Here is an 18,994-nt window from a genome sequence, read left to right as displayed (position 1 = left end):
CGGCTGAGTTTAATCCGACAGTTCATCAGGATCGGATATGTGATATCCAATACCGTGTCTGGTGTGTATGAGATTTTTATCGAACGGTTTATCAATGGTGGTTCTCAAGCCGTGAATATGAACACGCAGAGAGTCAGAATCAGGCATTTCTTCACCCCAAACTTTAACCTCTAATTCTTCTCGAGGCACCACATAAGGACTGGATTCCATTAATATTTGTAACAGCTTCAGCCCGGTTGGATTCATTTTTAAACTTTGACCATTTCTTTTTACGGTTAAACTGTCTAAATTGAATTCTAAATCAGCCACAACCAAAGTGCGGTTGAGATTTTTCTTTTTGCGGGTGCCAAGAACGTTAACGCGGGCTTCTAATTCCTGTAAAGCAAACGGTTTAACCATGTAATCGTCAGCGCCATATTCAAAACCTTCCAGCTTTTGACTCAATGTATCGCGGGCGGTTAACATAATCACCGGGGTATTTTTTTTTGCATCCGTTCGAAGTTTTTTACACAAATCCAATCCATCCATGCCGGGCAACATCAAATCTAAAATAATCACATCGAAATCATTGCTAACAGCTAAATGTAATCCGGTTACACCGTCACCGGCGTAATCAACAATGTGATCTTTTTCCTCAAAATAATCAACAATATTAGCGGCAATATCTGTATTGTCTTCAACAACTAAAATTTTCATAAGCGTGGTTCCTTCTTTAGTTTTCTATATATTCATTTGATAAAAAAAATCCCAAGAAGTTTAAAAACTCCTTGGGAAATAGATGCCCAGATTTAAGTCAACTTGTTTTTGGAGAACCTTGACTATGTGTTCATCATACTAACATTTCTGTTAAGAAGCTGTTAATCCTTAATTAAAAGTTTGTGAATTATCATAAATGGATTTCTTTGGATTTAATGGATATGTGATAGAATCGTTGCTCTTTTAGTGCCAGCGATAAAAAACCATGATTCGCTTTGTTGTGTTGTTTTTGGTGATTTTAATATCACTTTTTTTATTGGAAATTTACGAACCTGTTCGTCAAGCTGTGGTGTTGCCATTTACGGGTTTGATTGCCACTGTCAGCTCTTGGATTGTGCAATTATTTGATGCCAATGTTCATGCCTATGGTGATATTATCCAGGACACCAAAACAATGGCTGCGATACAAATTGCGCCGGGTTGTAATGGTGTGGAAGCCATGATTATATTGTTGGCTGCCATCGTCGCTTTCCCATCTCCACTTTGGTATAAAATCAAAGGACTGTTCTGGGGGTTTTTAGCCATCCAGTCACTGAACATGGTGCGAATTATTTCTTTGTTTTATTTATTACAGTGGAATCATACCTGGTTTGAATGGTTCCATTTGTATTTATGGCAAGCGTTGATTATTTTAGATGCCTTGATTGTTTGGCTCATTTGGTTACGTTATTTACCACGCAGGGACAAACCCATGGATGATTCTCAAAAATCCGATGCCGGAGAAGATGATATTTCTTCAGAAAATGAGGCACAAGACTTTGAAAATAAAGAATTGCCCCAATCTTAATTAACTGGAATAAATATAATGTCACGATTATTCATACTACTTTTTTGTTTTTCACTGTCTGCTTGTCAAACAAGCCCTCAAAAGGAGTCATCCATGGCTGAACAACAACCGCCTAAAGCTCAAAAAATACCTTACGAAATGAACCTGCATGGTGATACCCGTGTCGATCAATATCATTGGTTACGTGATGATGAGCGCACCGATGAAAAAGTGTTGGCTTATCTGAACGCTGAAAACGATTACACCGAAGCGCAGTTAAAAGATGTTGAGCCCCTGGTGGAAACACTGTATCAGGAGATTACCGGCCGCATAAAACAAAATGACGAGTCAGTGCCTTATCAGTTGGATAACTATTGGTATTACAGTCGTTATTCTGAAGGACAGGAGTATCCGATTTATGCCCGTAAAAAAGACAGTCTCGAGGCCCATGAAGAAGTGCTTTTGGATGTCAATGAATTGGCCAAGGATTATGCCTACTATGCCAGCAACTACCAACAACCAAGCCCCAATCATAAGATCTATGGCTTTTCCGAAGACACCGTCAGCCGCCGTCAATACGATTTGCGCTTTAAAGATCTGGCTAGTGGCAAAATGCTGCCGGATGTCATCAAAAACACCACCGGCTCCATCGCCTGGGCGAAAGACAGTGAAACCTTTTTTTACACCCGTAAACATCCCGTTACACTTCTGCCATATCAGGTCTATCGCCATCGTTTAGGCACGCCTGTCAGTGAAGATGTGTTGGTCTATGAAGAGTCTGATGACACCTTTTATTTATCGTGCTACACCTCACGTTCCGGTGATTATATTATGGTTCAGATTGAATCCACCACCCAGAGTGAAGTGTTGTATTTAGATGCAGCGAATCCCACCGGCCAATTTTCATTGGTGCTACCACGAGAAGAAAAGCATGAATATTCAGTGGAAGATTTTGACGGTGACTGGATTATCGTCAGTAATTGGCAGGCCTTAAATTCCCGGGTAATGCGTGCCCCGATTGGTGCTTCACAAGATAAGCAACAATGGCAAGAAATTATTGGCCATGATGAGGAAACCCTGATTTATGATGCCGATGCCTTTAAAGACTGGCTGGTGGTTGATCAACGTCGTAATGGCATTAAGCACATTAAAGCCAAAAATTGGTTAACAGGTGATGAAAAGCTTATTCAAGGTGATGAGGCTGTTTCCACCATGTGGGTGGGTTACAACCCGCAACAAAATACCAACACCATGCGCTACAGTTATGATTCATTTACCCAGCTCGGCAGTGTCTTCGAAGTCGACTTGAACAGTGGTGAAAAAACCTTACTAAAACAGGATGAAATTAACGGTGAACATAATCCTGAGGAATACCAATCTGAACGTCTGTTAATTACCGCCAGAGATGGTGCTGAGGTACCGGTGTCTCTGGTGTATAAAAAATCAGACACAGCCTTATCTGAACGACCTCTGTTGGTGTATGGCTATGGCTCCTATGGCTATTCCATCGATCCCAGCTTTTCTGTCAGTCGTCTGTCCTTATTGGATCGTGGTTTTGTCTATGCGGTGGCGCATATTCGCGGCTCCCAGGCCAAAGGCCGCGCCTGGTATGAAGACGGTAAAATGTTCAATAAAATGAATACTTTTACTGATTTTATTGACGCCTCAAAAGCCTTATTGGCCAAAGGCTATGGCGATCCTGAGCGTATCTATGCCTGGGGCGGCAGTGCCGGCGGCTTGCTGATGGGTGCGGTGGCCAATATGGATGGTATGTTGTATCACGGTATGATTGCCAGTGTGCCGTTTGTGGATGTGGTCACCACCATGTTGGATGAAAGTTTACCGCTAACCACCGGTGAATTTGAAGAGTGGGGCAATCCCAAAAACAAAGATTCTTATGATTACATGTTGTCCTATTCGCCCTACGATCAGGTCAAAGCCCAGGATTATCCCAATATCCTGGTCACCACCGGATTACATGATTCGCAGGTGCAATACTTCGAGCCGGCTAAATGGGTGGCGAAACTGCGTGATATGAAAACCGATGATAATCTGCTATTAATGCGCACCAATATGGATACCGGTCACGGCGGTGCTTCGGGACGTTTTAGTTACTATAAGGAAACTGCACAGGACTATGCCTTTTTATTAAAGCTTGCAGGTATAAAGTTCTAGCCCGAAAAATTCATGTAAACGGTGCAAAATAGCCAGCTATGTTATATCTAAATTCCATTCTTACATGAAATATTCGAGCTAAAAACCTGACCTACATCAAAAATTTACTTTACACTTTTAAATATAATGCCTGTCGCATGGGCGTTGTCGCACAGACAGCGCCCCGTCTTTAACTCAACAATATTTAACAACCATGTTAGCCAATCCAATCCTTGATAAACTCACCCAAAAACTCAGTGATCAGTACAGTGAAGCTGAATTGATCTTAAAAGCCGAAATGGCGCAACAAATTATTGACCTAAAAAAACAGAAAAACGCATTGATTTTAGGTCATAACTACATGGAGCCGGCGCTGTTTCATACGGTGCCTGATTTCACCGGTGATTCGCTGGAGTTATCGAGAAAAGCGGCAGAAACCGATAAAGACATTATCGTCTTTTGTGGCGTTGAGTTTATGGCAGAAACGGCTAAGATTCTAAGTCCGGATAAAACCGTTTTAGTGCCCTCAAGTAAAGCCGGATGTTCCTTAGCAGAATCGATTACCGCGGCTGATGTCAGAAAACTTAAACAGCAGTTTCCGGGGGTTCCGGTGGTCACGTACATCAATACCTATGCCGATGTTAAAGCCGAAACAGATATTTGTTGCACCTCCGGTAATGCCAAGCAAGTGGTTGAATCATTGAATTCGGATACGGTGATATTTTTACCTGATGAGTATTTAGCCGGTAATATCGCCCGGGAAACCGGTAAGCACATTATTTTCCCGAGTAAAAATAAAGGCAGCGATAATGATGTAGATGTGCAACTCATTGGCTGGCATGGCCGTTGTGAAGTGCATGATCAATTTACCGTGGAAGACATTGAACATGTGCGTGCGACTTATCCCGATGCCAAAGTATTGGCGCATCCTGAATGTAAACCAGAAGTGGTCGATGCCGCGGATTTTTCCGGCAGCACCACGGCCATGATTAACTATATTCGAGATAACAAATTGCCGCGTTATTTGTTGCTCACCGAATGTGCCATGGGCGATAACATCCACGCTGAGAACCCCAACCGGGAAATGCTTCGCATGTGCCATGTGCGCTGTCCTTATATGAACCAGATTCAACTGAAAGACACGTATAATGCTTTACTGTTCAATCAGTATGAAATCACCATTCCGGAAGACATCAGGCAGCGGGCTTATCAGGCAGTCAATCGAATGCTACAAATCGGCTAAAGTGGTATCGGAATTACATCAAGACACAGTGCTTATTATCGGCAGCGGTATTGCCGGTTTAAGTGCGGCTTTAGAATTGGCTACTTTGGGCGTGTCGGTCACCGTTATTACGCGCTCAAAAGTACCTGAGGATTGTAATACCCACTGGGCGCAAGGTGGCATTGTTTATCGAGGAGAAAAAGACTCTGCGCAACATTTGGCTGAAGATATTATGGCGGCCGGCGGTGGATTAAACCGGAACTCTTTTGTGCATTATTTGGCTGAATGTGGTCCCGATTATTTGCGTTATTTATTAATGCAGAAAGTGCCGGTTAAATTTGACCGTGATTCACAAGATAATTTAGCCACTTGTCAGGAAGCGGCGCATTCAATATCGCGTATATTACATGTGAAGGACAGCACCGGCAAAGCCATCCATGATGCCCTTTTGGCGGCTGCTAAACAATCTCAAAAAATCACTTTACTCACACAGCATACTGCCATTGATTTGATTACACCTGATCATCATAGCCTTGATCGGCGCAGTCTGTACGAACCGAAACGATGTGTGGGTGCTTATGTGTTAGATAGTCAACAGCAGCGTGTGAAAAGAGTCATTGCCGGGCACACGATTTTAGCCAGTGGCGGTTTTGGACAAGTGTATTTACATTCCAGTAATACCGAAGGTACTCGAGGCGATGGATTGGCGATGGCACATCGTGCCGGTGCACGGATGATAAATACCGAGTATGTGCAGTTTCACCCAACCACCTTTCATAAAAAAGGTGCACCTAATTTTCTGATATCTGAAGCATTGCGTGGTGCCGGTGGACGTTTAATTAATGCCCAAGGCGAAGCCTTTATGACTCGTTATGATGCACAATGGCGGGATTTAGCACCTAGAGATGTGGTTTCCCGCAGTATCTATAAGGAAATGCTGCGTTTGGGCAGTGATTGTGTTTATTTGGATATCTGTTCATATTTACCGGCTGAACAAATTATTGCACGATTCCCGAATATCTATGAGTTCTGTTTAAGTCATGGCGTGGATATAACCAAGCAGACCATACCGGTGACACCGGCTGCGCATTATGCCTGTGGTGGAATATGGGTCGATTCAGATGGGTCTACCGATATTCAGCAATTGTATGCCATTGGTGAAGTCGCTTGTACCGGCCTACATGGTGCTAACCGCTTAGCCAGCACATCTTTATTAGAGGGGGTGGTGACCGGTTTGGATAGTGCCCGTTCCATTGTCGGTAAATCATCAGACACCGCTCATTATGATGAACAGTTAATTCCACCCTGGCAAATGAACAGCCAACAGCGGGCCGATAAGGTTTTAATACGCCATGATTTACAGCGTATTCAAACCATTATGTGGAATTACGTGGGTATCAGTCGCTCATCCGAGCGACTACAACGGGCTTTGCGTGAACTGCGTCATCTGGAAACCGACATCGAACAATTTTATCGCAACTGCCAAGTATCAGACGATCTGATTGGCTTACGCAATGCAGTACGTACCGCCATTATTGTGACTTTGGCGGCATGGTCAAACACCACGAGCAGTGGCTGTCATTATCGTGATGAGCATGAACAGATAAGCTGAGAGTTAATCAGATTTCGTCAATTTACCGCGGCCTGGTGGGCTCATCAGAAATACGTACCATATTGGTATCATTTATCGGCCACTTATGACTTAATGGTGTTGGCCAACTGATATCGCTTTGCCAGGTTTGTTGCTCAAAATCCAAAATCATTTCACCGATATAATTTAAATCAACGGCGGCTTCACCACTGCAACCCGGGCATAACGTGGTGCTGGTGAAAAAGCCCACATTAAATTGTAAGGGGCTTGTGCCCAAAGCCACATCACTGCTTAACCAGCGAGGCTCGCCTGCAGCATCATACAAGAAAGGTGTAATCACAGTTTTTTCACCAATGGTGGTCACAGCGGTGCCCCAACCGGGCGCATCTTCTCGGGTCCACATACCGGTGTAATTATCCTCTTCCGGCTCATAACTAAATTGTTGCCACTGGATGTCTTCAGAACCACTCAGCTCATGTAACTGCCATTGGACTGTGGCCTGTCGTTCGTTGCTGAAAACCACAGCCAGTTCGCCCACCTGTTCAAAGCTGACTTCACTGTCAGAAATTTGGGTGGCTTTTAGTAAAGTATCTTGATAATGAAAGCCATCCAGTAGACCGGCAGAAAAATACCACACGGGTAATCCGGCCTGATCATAAGTAAACCACAGCACTTGTAAACGTTTATTAAAAATACCGATATTAAAGCCACGGCCGGAGCTCGCGGGATTAAACCAGTTACCGGCATTGGGACTCATAACCCTGTCCTGGTTTTGATAAAAGCGGTCTTTTAACGCCGGTACTGCGATGATTTTATGCGGTCCGTCCATGCCATAGCCTGTTACCAGTTCACCCATAAACTCATCGTCCATGTTAAATTGGAGCAGGGTATTTTTGTCGGCATCAGCCACGATAATGCGATTATCACGGGTTTGTGTGATGCCGGTTAAGTTTCGATAGCCAAGGGAAGCAGTGCGGGCAAATACGCCTAAAGATTGGCCTGTTCCGGCATCTGTCATCGCCAGTTGATTACTTTTGGTGTGAATCATTTGCCCCGATTCTGTGACGATAAAAGCTCGGCTGTTTTTTAGCCAATAAGCGGGTGATGGTGTGAAATTTTGTAATTGTGAGTCGGAGATATGACCTCTGTAAAGTGCCTGGTTATATCCCAATGCATACAGCGTGTCCTGCTGCTGGTAAAAGTCTAAAATGCTTTCTTCCTCGGTGGTAATGTATTTCAAGCCCAGAGGTTTTGCTTGCCCGACCAGCGGTATCGAAAACTCAGCCATGTAATCGTGCTGAGACTGACTGTCGTTGGTGCTGCGTGTTTTTGCCACGCGCAATTTGTTATTCAGCAAATAAGCCAAGGCTGTGGGAAAACCTGAATTAAGCTGAGTTTTGTCCTGAGCATAGGGATAAACAAGCGTCGTGGGTTCTTGTTCACGATTTCTTAGCGGTATTGATTTAATCCGACTGGCGGTGCTGTAAATAAGTCGTTGGCTGTGACTGTCATACACCAAATCTGATTGAAATGTCAGTTGACCATCATCGGGCAGGACTTCAATGCCTTTACTGCGGCCGGTTTCTGCATCAAAACGTAGAATCCGATTGTTATTCACGCTGATGACTAAGATATCTTCTTTGTCGGGGTCAATATCCGGATAACCATCATTGTCGCTGTCTAAATCGGCATTATCACCGACACCATCACCATCTGTGTCTGATGATTCTGTCGGGTCATCCGGAAAAGCATCCTGATGATCACCAACGCCATCACTGTCACTGTCTTTGTATTCATTGGGGTCGAAGGGAAAGGCATCCACGTTATTGAGATGGTCGTCGCCGTCGATATCCGGATCACTGTTATCACCAGCACCATCGCCATCGAAATCAGCCCATTCTGTGGGATCATGGGGGAAAACATCCTGGTTGTCGCCCACACCGTCACCGTCACTGTCTTTGCTTTCGCCGGAATCAAAGGGAAATTCATCATCTTGATCAATGATACCATCACCATCAGAATCCGTTTTTGAAGGTGTCAAGGCATCCGGGTAGGGGGCATTGGATTGTGACTGAAAATACTGACTGACCGGCCCTTTTAAGAGTGACATCACATGAACATTGTCACGTTGTCCGGGTACACCGCAGGCGTCACCTCCACATTGTACATACGGGCTGGAAAAATAATTGAGTTCTAAAAAGCGATTGGGGTCGCCGGTGCCGAAAGAACCCATAATGGTGCCATATTGTCCTGGCTTAGCAAATCCGGCAGCATCGGGCAGGTAACGGTTCTGGAGTGCGGCATTATGATGACCCGCACCTAAGTTGTGGCCGATTTCATGAACCATCAGTTGATCCGTACAAACTGACCAGCTACTGGCGCCATCAGCCATGATATTAATACCGTAAGAGGTGTTAAATTGTTGACCGTTTCCCGCCGGAAAATAAGCAATACCACAGTTGCCACGGGTTAAAATATCATGGGTGCGTAAGAAGATAACCAAATCGGCACCGGTGGCTGCACGCCAGCCAGGCACTTCAGTAAGACCTTGATAGCGGCTGATATTGGCTAAGGTTTTTCGTAATTGATCAAGAAGCGTGGCATTGGCATTATTAGCGTTATAACCGGTTTGTTTTAAACCGACTAAGCGCAAGCTCAAGTCCAACTGACTGTTGGCGTAACTTTGGTTGGCCACATGAATATATTGCTGCACCCGGGCGTTCAGTAACTCGCCGGGATACCGATCAGCTATGGCTTGGTCATAAACAACCAGTAAATCAATCACTGTGCCAGCGGCTTTTTTGTGGTTGTTACGATTAATGGTTTTAAGGTTTAAATCATGCTCGAAAACTTGGTTGTGTTGTACGCCACAGCTGTTATAGCTGGCATTGTCAGGCATTTTTACCGCCCACATACCGTGACCTTCGGTGGTGATAATGTAGTTGTTGTTGGCTAAGCGCAACTGGCCAAATAAACCGCCACCACCCCATGTGGCATTCAGTTCGCCATTGCTGAAGGATTGATGAAAGCTATGCGTGTGGTTACCTGATTTAGTCAGGTTTTTCGGCAATTGAATGGTTTGACCTTGTACAGTAAAACTTAGCTGGCCGGATTTTAATGGGTTTAACGACAGCGGAATAACATCGTCGTGGTGGAAGTCGGTATAAGCTTCGGGCATTTCTTTGGCCCATAATTGGCCATTTAGGGACAGCAGTACAAGTAATAGAAACAGTAAACGCATAATCATTCAGTCGGCGGCTTACTTATATTTTACTGTGCTTGCGCACCAAAGCAAAGTCACACCGCTGTTATTCTGCATTGAATAACAGCGGTAATCTTTGTTTAATCCTTTAAAGGTCGATACTTAATGCGTTCGGGTTGAGATGATTTGCCATGACGGTTTTTGTAATCTTGTTCGTATTCTGTGTAATTGCCCTCAAAAAACTCCACATGGGAATTATTTTCAAAGGCCAGAATATGGGTGGCGATTCGATCTAAGAACCAGCGATCATGGGAGATCACCAGAACCGAACCGGCAAAGTTCAAAATCGCTTCTTCAAGTGCCCGTAAGGTTTCAACGTCTAAATCGTTGGTGGGCTCATCGAGCATCAGGACATTGCCGCCGGTTTTTAACACTTTGGCCAGTTGTAGGCGGTTACGTTCACCACCGGAGAGGTGTTTAACCTGTTTTTGCTGGTCGGCACCTTTAAAATTAAATCGGGATAGCCAAGCGCGTGCCGGCACCGAGTAATTGCCAACTTTGATCACTTCTTCACCATCAGCCACTTCCTGCCACAACTGTTTGTCAGAATTGAGGTCTTCACGAGATTGCGACACATACGCCAGTTCTACAGTGGGGCCAACTGTAATCTCGCCTTCATCGGGCTGCTCATCACCGGCAATCATGTTGAATAATGTACTTTTACCGGCACCATTGGGACCAATAATGCCGACAATGGCGCCTTGGGGTACTTTGAATGATAAGTCGTCAATTAAATATTTATCACCAAAAGCCTTGCTGACGTTTTTAAATTCAATTACAGATTCACCCAATCGCGGCCCGGGTGGAATATAGATTTGATTGGTTTCATTACGTTTTTGGAAGTCTTTAGATTGCAACTCTTCAAACTGACGTAAACGGGCTTTGGATTTAGCGCGACGACCTTTGGGGTTGGTGCGTACCCATTCCAGCTCATGTTTGATGGTTTTCATGTGGGCTTGTTCTTGTTTAGACTCTTGTTCTAAGCGTTTTTCTTTTTGTTCTAACCAGGAACTGTAATTACCCTTCCACGGAATGCCATGACCCCGATCAAGTTCTAAAATCCACTCAGCGGCATTGTCTAAAAAGTAGCGATCATGGGTAACTGCCACAATGGTGCCTTTAAAATCATGCAAATAACGTTCCAGCCAGGCCACAGTTTCGGCATCTAAATGGTTGGTGGGCTCATCCAGTAGTAACATATCAGGAGAGGACAATAATAATTGACATAAAGCCACGCGCCGTTTTTCACCGCCGGAAAGGTTTTTGACCACGGCATCCCAAGGCGGCAAGCGTAAAGCCTCGGCAGCCATGTTCATGGTGCGATCCATGTCCCAGCCATTGGCGGCATCAATTTTTTCTTGTAATTCAGCTTGTTTCGCCAGCAAATCAGTCATTTCATCATCGCTCATAGGTTCCGCAAATTGTGCATTAATCTCATCAAATTCTGTGAGTAAGGCTTTGACTTCACCCATACCAGATTCTACATTGTCACGAACGGTTTTATCTTCTGCTAATTCAGGTTCCTGTGGCAAGTATCCAATACTAATTCCCGGCTGCGGTCGAGCTTCACCGCTATAATCTTTATCGATGCCGGCCATAATCCGTAAAACCGTTGATTTACCGGAACCATTCAAGCCTAAAACACCAATTTTAGCACCCGGATAAAATGATAAAGAAATGTCTTTAATGATTTCTCGATTAGGCGGCACCGTTTTGCTCACGCCCATCATGGTGTATATGTATTCAGCCATAAATAAAGTCAGAATTTAAAAGGTTTAATGTTACTTGAAAGGCACGGTAAAAGTCTATCTTGACTATATGTTTAAGTGTTATTATAGAAGTTATGAAACCACCCATCTGTGAAATATGTATAAAACATTTAAACGAAGATTGTTTGGGCGAAAGCGGTTTAGTCTGGTTTAAGGATTATCAGGATTTGCCACCAGGAATGGTGGGCCACCCCAAAGGTTTAGGTTGGTTTTGTGGCCAACATTTTAAGTCTGCGCAATCTTTGAACAATCTGTCTAAAGCTGATGCCGTTAGACAATTAAAACGAAATTATGGTAAGAGTTCCTCTTCATCTTTGTCTTGAGAGACGCCGGCGGTGAGGGCAAAGCGCATGGCTTTTTCAAATGTCCAGTCTAAGGGTGTGACTTTGTCCTTGGGTAAAAAGACCGTGTATCCACCCACCATATAACTCATCGGCAAATAAACCGTGACTAAATCATCGCTGTTATTACGAACATCCTTTATGACGGTTGGGATTGAGTCGGCTGTAATGATGCCGACAGCCATACCTAAGCCCTTATCGCTTAAATCCACTAAAGCCACTTGTTGTGATTTGTGTTGTGTGTTGTCAAACATGTTGGCCAAATCTTTAACCGCGCCGTAGAGGGTTTTAACCAAAGGAAATCGAAGTAACTCTTTTTCCATGCGTTGAAAAAACCAACTGATGATACTGAATTGAAATAACAAACCAATAATAACCAGTAACACCAACATAATAACTAAACCGCTGCCCGGAAAAATAAGCTGATTTAAATTTAAAGCAGTGAGGGCTGAGACACCTAAGCTGTTTAGCCATAAAAAAGCTGTCCATAAAATCCACACGGTGACTAATAACGGCAGTACCACCATGGCACCTTTGAGTAAAGGATTAAGCAAATAACGTTTCATGATACAAGTCTCTTAAATAATTGAAAGCTGATGCGCTGTTTTTCACATTGGCAGCGGTTTCACATCTTAGCATGAAATTTTATGTCACCAATGTTCATGCTAAAATGCGCTTTTTTTAAATTGTACCATGCAAATATGAGCCAAAACGGACTAACAGATTCACAGATTGAACAAATGGCTTTGACCATTTCCGCTAACAGAAAACAGGTTGAGCAAACCATTGAATTGCTGGATGCCGGTAATACCGTACCATTTATCGCCCGTTACCGAAAAGAAATGACCGGTGGTTTGGATGATAATCAACTTCGCTTGTTGGCAGAAAAATTGGTCTATGTGCGTGAGTTGAATGAACGCCGCGAAACCATTTTAAATGCCATTGCCGAGCAGGATAAATTATCACCGACATTAAAGCAATCTATACTGGAAGCGGACAGTAAAACCCGACTTGAGGACCTGTATTTACCTTATAAGAAAAAACGCAGAACCAAGGCGCAGATGGCACGTGAAGCCGGATTGGAACCATTATTAGAACAATTAATTCAACAACCGACCACATCGCCAGAATTATTGGCTAAAGCGTTTATTAATCAGGACAAAGCGGTTAATTCAGAGGAAGATGCGTTAGAAGGTGCCCGTCAAATTGCCATGGAAAATCTGGCGGAAGATGCTGATTTGGTGCAGTTGCTGCGTGACTGGTTACAACAAACTGCCGTGATTATTTCAAAGTTGCCTAAAACCAAAGAAAAAGACCCCAAAGCTGAACGCTTTAAAGACTATTTTGATTTTCAGGAGCCCATTAAAAATATACCGTCCCATCGAATGTTGGCATTACTTCGAGGTCAGAAAGAAGGTTATTTGCAGGTCAGTATTGACCATCCAAGTGTCCTGGATGAGACGCAAGAAACACATCCGGCTTTGGGTCGAATGATTGATTTTACGGGATGGCCGGCGAAGAACTCAGATTGGCTCATGCGTACCATTGAAATGGCCTGGAAAGTAAAATTACATTTAAAACTTTCCTTGCAGCTTACTTCAGAACTAAGGCATCAGGCCGATGAAGCTGCGATTGAAATTTTTGGCCGTAATTTAAGAGATTTGCTTTTAGCTGCGCCCGCCGGTAACCACGTCACAATGGGTTTGGATCCCGCCTACCGCACCGGTGTTAAAGTGGTTGTGATTGATAATAACGGTCAACTCATCGACAAAGCCGTCGTTTATCCGCACAAACCCCAACAGCAATGGGACCAGGCCTTATTAACGTTAACCAAAATGTGCCAAAAGCATCAGGTCAGCTTGATCGCCATCGGCAACGGTACCGCGTCGCGAGAAACTGATCAATTAGCCGCTGAATTATTAACCAATAAAAACATTAAAGCCCAAAAATTAATGATTTCAGAAGCCGGGGCATCGGTGTATTCCGCCTCAGAATCAGCAGCTCGCGAGTTTCCGGATTTAGATGTCTCATATCGTGGTGCAGTTTCAATTGCTCGTCGTTTGCAAGATCCCTTGGCAGAATTAGTCAAAATTGACCCCAAAGCCATTGGCGTCGGCCAGTATCAGCATGATGTCAATCAAAGCCGGCTTAATAAAGCTTTACAGGCCTGTGTGGAAGATTGTGTGAACGCAGTGGGTGTGGACCTCAACACCGCTTCGCCGGATATTTTGAAATATGTGGCCGGTATCAGCGACAGCGTGGCTCAGAACATCATTGACTTTCGAACCGAGCGCGGCGGATTTAGTGACCGTAAACAATTGCTTGAGGTGCCACGTTTAGGCGAAAAAATGTTTGAGCAGAGTGCTGGTTTTTTACGTATTCGGGGTGGTAAGCAGCCTTTGGATCAGTCAGCGGTTCATCCCGAAGCCTATCCTTTGGTTGAGCAAATTTTAACCCAAATTAAACAGCCCATTGAACAAGTGATGGGGCAGGTTGGGGTGTTAAAAAATATTGATGCCCAAGATTTCGCCAATGATCAGTTTGGTCTGGCCACCATTAAAGATGTTCTGGCGGAATTACAAAAACCCGGGCGTGATCCACGCGGTGAATTTAAAACCGCCACCTTCGATGATAAAGTCCATACCATGACCGATTTAGAGTCGGGTATGCGCTTAGAAGGGGTGGTCACCAATGTCACTGCTTTTGGTGCTTTTGTGGATATTGGTGTGCATCAGGATGGCTTGGTACATATTTCTGAATTAGCGGATCAGTTTGTTAAAGACCCAAGCGATGTGGTTAAAGCCGGCGACATCATTAAAGTACGGGTACTGGATGTTGATGTGCAGCGCAAGCGCATTGCTTTAAGTGCCAAATCCGAACAAGCCCCGAGCCAAGTCAGTGCCAAAAAAGATTCGGCAAAACCCGTAAGAAAATCAGCCAGAAAAAAATCAGCTCAGGGCAATAAACGCCCACAATCTCGATCAGACAACGCTTTCAGCGGCGCCATGGCTGATGCTTTTAAAAAGGCTCGAAAATAATATTAAGGTAATAAAAAAGCCCCGAATTCGGGGCTTCGAATTCGGGGCTTTTTGTTCTTGGGCGTTGACTGGTTATTATTGAAAATCATCTTTAAAGATAATGTCATTATCATAGCTTTCATCTGCGCCGACATCGTAGGCGCCATAGACATTCGTTACGGAGTAATCATCCCAGCCCCGGTGTTCACGATCGGTGTCCGGTAAAGAGGTTTGAACATGGCTGTTGTCACAATAATCGACTGCCGGAGAGATCGCTGCATTCAGTTTGTAGTTGTTGTTCGCTCGGTCAACAAATTCAGGGTCAGCCTCGATTGTTCTTGGGTCGTTGATATAGCCGCGCTTGTTGACAATTAGGCAATCGATTTCACTTGACAGCACATTGCTGTTAACTAAAGCCATGGCATTTGATTGCTCATGAATGATGCTTGAATAAATGGCCAGGTGACTTGAGTTGTTAACAATTGTGGCATTGTTATCAGGTGCATAATTATCAGCAATGGTGGAATAGGCGATGCGCGCTGAAGACCCGGAATAAACTCCAATGGGATAGCTGTTGCCGGGTTTTGTGTTGTCTCCGTTGCCGGTCACATAACTACTTTCTAAATTTAAATTGGATCCGTTGCTTATATCGAAAACAGCCGAGCCATAGGCATAATGACCTTCGATATGGCTGCGTTTAATGTCTAACTGGCCACCACTATTGACCTGAAAGGCACCGCCACCATTAATGTTCGTTGAATTATTTCCGACAAACTGATTGCAGCGACCATTGGCCCAGCAAGAATTTGAATGTCCGTAAGCACCGTTGTTATAAGTTGTCTGGGTTTGAAATAAAGCACCCTCAGCAATGGTAGCGGCATTTCCACCATTCGCATCATTTAAATTAATTTTAAGGTTATTGCCATAGACCGCAGTGTTGACTCCGGTGGCATAAATGGCACCACCGCTGCCGATATTACTTTGATCACTGTCAGCTGTATTGCCGCTCAAATTAACTGGTCTTTCATTATCGCCGTAACAGATATTATTCGTGTTGCAATAGCGGTTACCATTTAAATAGACTTTAGCGCCTGAAGTCGCGTACAAGCCGCCGCCATCACCGGCGGCTTCGTTATTAGAAATGCCTGAGGTATCATCATCATTGCCTGAATAACTGGTGAAATTACAACCATTTGAAATATAAGCACCGCCACCGTCACCATTGGTGGCTTCATTCTGAAAAATAATGGGTGCGATGATGTCTTTAGTCTCCATAATAATATGGTTATTAGAGCCACTGCAATATAAGCCACCACCGACCACGCTGGCCCGATTAAGGTAGATTCGTAAATCATCTGTATAGATATCTGTGCGGCCATTGACCACGGACAAACCACCGCCATAGCCACCCTTATTGATGGCAATAATGCTGCTCTCAATTTCTAAGCCTAAATCAGCATCCGGGATATATAAGCCACCATGCGCTTCACCAAGAGATAAGAAGATACTACGCATTCTGACAAAATTTCGGGTGCTGTCTCCAGTGATTTTAATGGCAGGTTTGCCACTGCCTGAATTTGGCGAGATATAAACATGGTCTAAATTATAAATGTCATTATTCGCATCTGAACAGGTTTCATAGCCGCCGAGTAGCTGAACATTTTTATTGTCAATCACAATATTTTCTTTGTACGTGCCCTCAACAATGCGAATTTCTGTATGGTTGTCATCTATGGCGTCCTGAATTCGTGTGCTACCAATAAAATAATCACATTGGGAGTTATCACCCACCGTAACAAAAGGCGAACCGCCACTGAAGGTGTTCTCACTTTCCAGCCTCATTTGTTCAATTATGTTGATGTTATCGACATTAACCGCAGCCAGATCAGATTCGCTGAGAACCTGTGCGTTGATGGTGAAGCTGACGGTAAAAAGTATTCCGGTGATTAGTAATTTTTTCATATTTATGTTCTCTCAGGTAAAAAAAAACAGCTATAAGAGACTGATTTATAATTTATGTTAGGACGGCATTATTATAGGTAAGCACAATCTGTATGTAAGGATGGTCATCGGAACTGGTTCACAGATTAGGATATAAGTGGCTTTGCAGAGCTGCTTGTTTTTAGGTGCAGTCATAGAAAAAGCCCCGAATTCGGGGCTTTTTGTTCTTGGGAGTTGTCTGGTTATTATTGAAAGTCGTCTTCAAAAATAACATCATTTTGGTATGTTTCATCGGCACCGGCATCGAAGGGGCCGTATATATTGGAGACGGTGTAATCGTCCCAAGCTCTGGTGTCACCGTCGGTGTCTTTGTTGTTAACGTGACCCTGATTTCCCAGGCAATAATCCACAGCCGGTGAAAAGGCGGCATCAATGTGATAGTCATTGTTAACCCGGTCAACAAATCTTGGGTTGTCTTCAATATTTGTTATCGCACTGAACATATCGCCAAAAGAATTTACAATATTACATTCTTGAGTGGTTGAAACCGGTGAAACAGACTTCAGTGCCACCGCTCCGGATGTGTCATGAATGATATTAGCCAGTAATTCTAATGAACCCGATGAATTGGCAACAGATGCATTAGTGATTGGCACATTATTATCAGCAATGGTGCTATAATGAACGACTGCATTTGCATTTGTGGTCACGCGCACAGGATACAGGTTTTCATAATTAGTTGATCCCGGTTCGCCATTATCGACAACATAGGAACCTTCTAAATAAAGCTCTGAACCTGTTCCATAAATGTAAAACCCTGATCCAAAGTCAGCACGATTGCGTTCTATATGCGAAGCCAGAACCGATATTTTACCACCGTCTCTGGCATAAAAAGCCCCGCCGTGGCCATTGTCCGTGGAGGCTCTATTACTAGTGAATTGATTGCAGCGGCCGTTCTTCCAACAGTTTTGATGGTTCACAGCATAGGTATCAAATTCAGCGCCATTTGTGACATAAACTGCACCACCCTTAAAGGCTTGGTTTGTGATAAAGTTGACATTGGTTGCCGTCACTTTGGTACTGTTACCGGTGGCATAAACCGCGCCACCATTCCCATCGTTATCCACATTATTGTCTGCTGTATTGTCGTAAAAAGTATTGGGCTGCGTGTTATTGCCACTACAAAATGTGATAGGGCCCACATTTGAGCACCTTCGTTCACCTATGAGGCTGATGTTTGCACCTCCACTGGCATAAATGCCACCACCATGTCTGTCGGCCTTGTTAACATAAAAGCCACCACCATCTAATAGTGAGCCGCCCACATAGCTGGTCAACTGGCAGCCTTGGGTGATGTACGCACCACCGCCATTGGTGACTGCATTATTGCCGGCAACGATCATGGGCTCGTAAAAACCGAACATGAAATAACTCGAATTATCCATCACTAATGAGCTGTTAGAACCTAAACAATATAGGCCGCCGCCAACTTCTGCATCATTGCCTAATATTATTGAGCCAATGAGACTAATGTTGGTTTTGCCACCGCGAATACCAACGCCGCCGCCCCATTTGCCATTGTTGTTTTGGATGTTGGCTTTTTGAATGTTCACACCATAATCCGCGTTATAAAAAGCCACACCGCCACCTGAATAATTAGTCGACGTAGATTCGCCATTTTCAATGCTTAGATTTCGCAAGGTAAGGTTATGCCTGGCGCTGTCCCCGGTCACCCGGATCACCGGTAATCCGCTACCCGTGGCCGGAATAATTTTGGTAAAAGTGGATGTAACACTGTAATCATCATTGTTGGCCGCGGTACAATCTGTATAACCGCCTAATAATTTGACATTTTTGCTGTTGATAAAAAGATTCTCTTCGTAGGTGCCGTGAGCAATCCGGATTTCTGTGTTATCATCATCGATGGCATCCTGAATTTTGGTGTTGCCAATGCGGTAATCGCAGTTTGAATTGCTGCCGACTGTGACAAAGTTAGAACCGGCTTTGGTTGATGCTTGCTTGGTATCAAGTAAGCCTGAAAAGGCAGCTTGCTCCATGATTAGATCGATTTCTTTGTCGCTGAGTGATTCTGAGTTACTGTGAGCCATTGATGTCAGCATTAACATCGAACAGCCGCTGATTAAAAATTTTTTCATGAGATTGTCCTCCGTGTTA

At 44.0% G+C, this 18,994-nt stretch carries 11 protein-coding genes; 5 read left to right on the top strand and 6 right to left on the bottom strand.

What is annotated here, in order from left to right; genetic code table 11:
• Positions 1-9: 9 nt before the first annotated feature.
• A complete protein-coding gene (locus OS173_RS03600) occupies positions 10-696 on the bottom strand; it encodes a response regulator transcription factor (RefSeq protein WP_267182911.1) in 687 nt (228 codons plus the stop codon).
• A gap of 265 nt (positions 697-961) precedes the next feature.
• Here OS173_RS03600 and xrtH point away from each other — a divergent pair, with 265 nt between their 5' ends.
• The 4 genes from xrtH to nadB all read left to right on the top strand — a co-directional run bounded on the left by xrtH (position 962) and on the right by nadB (position 6,510).
• Complete coding sequence (xrtH, locus tag OS173_RS03595; protein WP_267182910.1) at positions 962-1,543, top strand: exosortase H; 582 nt, start codon at positions 962-964, stop codon at positions 1,541-1,543.
• A gap of 93 nt (positions 1,544-1,636) precedes the next feature.
• Entirely contained in the window at positions 1,637-3,697 is a 2,061-nt protein-coding gene (locus OS173_RS03590) for a S9 family peptidase (protein ID WP_267182909.1), read from the top strand.
• 193 nt (positions 3,698-3,890) lie between these two features.
• The gene (gene nadA, locus OS173_RS03585; RefSeq protein ID WP_267182908.1) at positions 3,891-4,919 is read left to right on the top strand and encodes a quinolinate synthase NadA; all 1,029 of its coding nucleotides are present in this window, start codon (positions 3,891-3,893) and stop codon (positions 4,917-4,919) included.
• On the top strand, positions 4,846-6,510 hold the full coding sequence (nadB, locus tag OS173_RS03580) for an L-aspartate oxidase (RefSeq protein WP_267182907.1): 1,665 nt from the start codon (positions 4,846-4,848) through the stop codon (positions 6,508-6,510). The genes nadA and nadB overlap by 74 nt, the downstream gene beginning before the upstream one ends.
• A 22-nt stretch (positions 6,511-6,532) precedes the next feature.
• Here the strand turns inward: nadB and OS173_RS03575 are convergent, their stop codons facing one another.
• The 3 genes from OS173_RS03575 to OS173_RS03565 form a co-directional block, all read right to left on the bottom strand.
• Positions 6,533-9,730 carry a M12 family metallo-peptidase gene (locus OS173_RS03575; RefSeq protein WP_267182906.1) on the bottom strand — a complete coding sequence of 1,066 codons (3,198 nt, stop codon included), beginning with the start codon at positions 9,728-9,730 and terminating at the stop codon, positions 6,533-6,535.
• Positions 9,731-9,831: 101 nt separating this feature from the next.
• The gene (gene ettA / locus OS173_RS03570; RefSeq protein ID WP_267182905.1) at positions 9,832-11,502 is read right to left on the bottom strand and encodes an energy-dependent translational throttle protein EttA; all 1,671 of its coding nucleotides are present in this window, start codon (positions 11,500-11,502) and stop codon (positions 9,832-9,834) included.
• 307 nt (positions 11,503-11,809) lie between these two features.
• Complete coding sequence (locus tag OS173_RS03565) at positions 11,810-12,427, bottom strand: DUF502 domain-containing protein (RefSeq protein ID WP_267182904.1); 618 nt, start codon at positions 12,425-12,427, stop codon at positions 11,810-11,812.
• A 135-nt stretch (positions 12,428-12,562) separates the two neighbouring features.
• Here OS173_RS03565 and OS173_RS03560 point away from each other — a divergent pair, with 135 nt between their 5' ends.
• On the top strand, positions 12,563-14,899 hold the full coding sequence (locus tag OS173_RS03560; RefSeq protein ID WP_267182903.1) for a Tex family protein: 2,337 nt from the start codon (positions 12,563-12,565) through the stop codon (positions 14,897-14,899).
• A 75-nt stretch (positions 14,900-14,974) separates the two neighbouring features.
• On the opposite strand, the gene OS173_RS03555 is transcribed toward OS173_RS03560, so the two are convergent.
• Positions 14,975-16,840: a hypothetical protein gene (locus OS173_RS03555; RefSeq protein ID WP_267182902.1), complete on the bottom strand. Its 1,866-nt coding sequence runs from the start codon at positions 16,838-16,840 to the stop codon at positions 14,975-14,977.
• 224 nt (positions 16,841-17,064) lie between these two features.
• A complete protein-coding gene (locus OS173_RS03550) occupies positions 17,065-18,975 on the bottom strand; it encodes a right-handed parallel beta-helix repeat-containing protein (RefSeq protein WP_267182901.1) in 1,911 nt (636 codons plus the stop codon).
• Positions 18,976-18,994 lie beyond the last annotated feature (19 nt).

The organism is Marinicella gelatinilytica (assembly GCF_026410405.1).
In the GTDB taxonomy this organism is placed as follows: Bacteria; Pseudomonadota; Gammaproteobacteria; order Xanthomonadales; family Marinicellaceae; genus Marinicella; species Marinicella gelatinilytica.
This window is presented reverse-complemented; position numbering and strand designations above follow the sequence as displayed.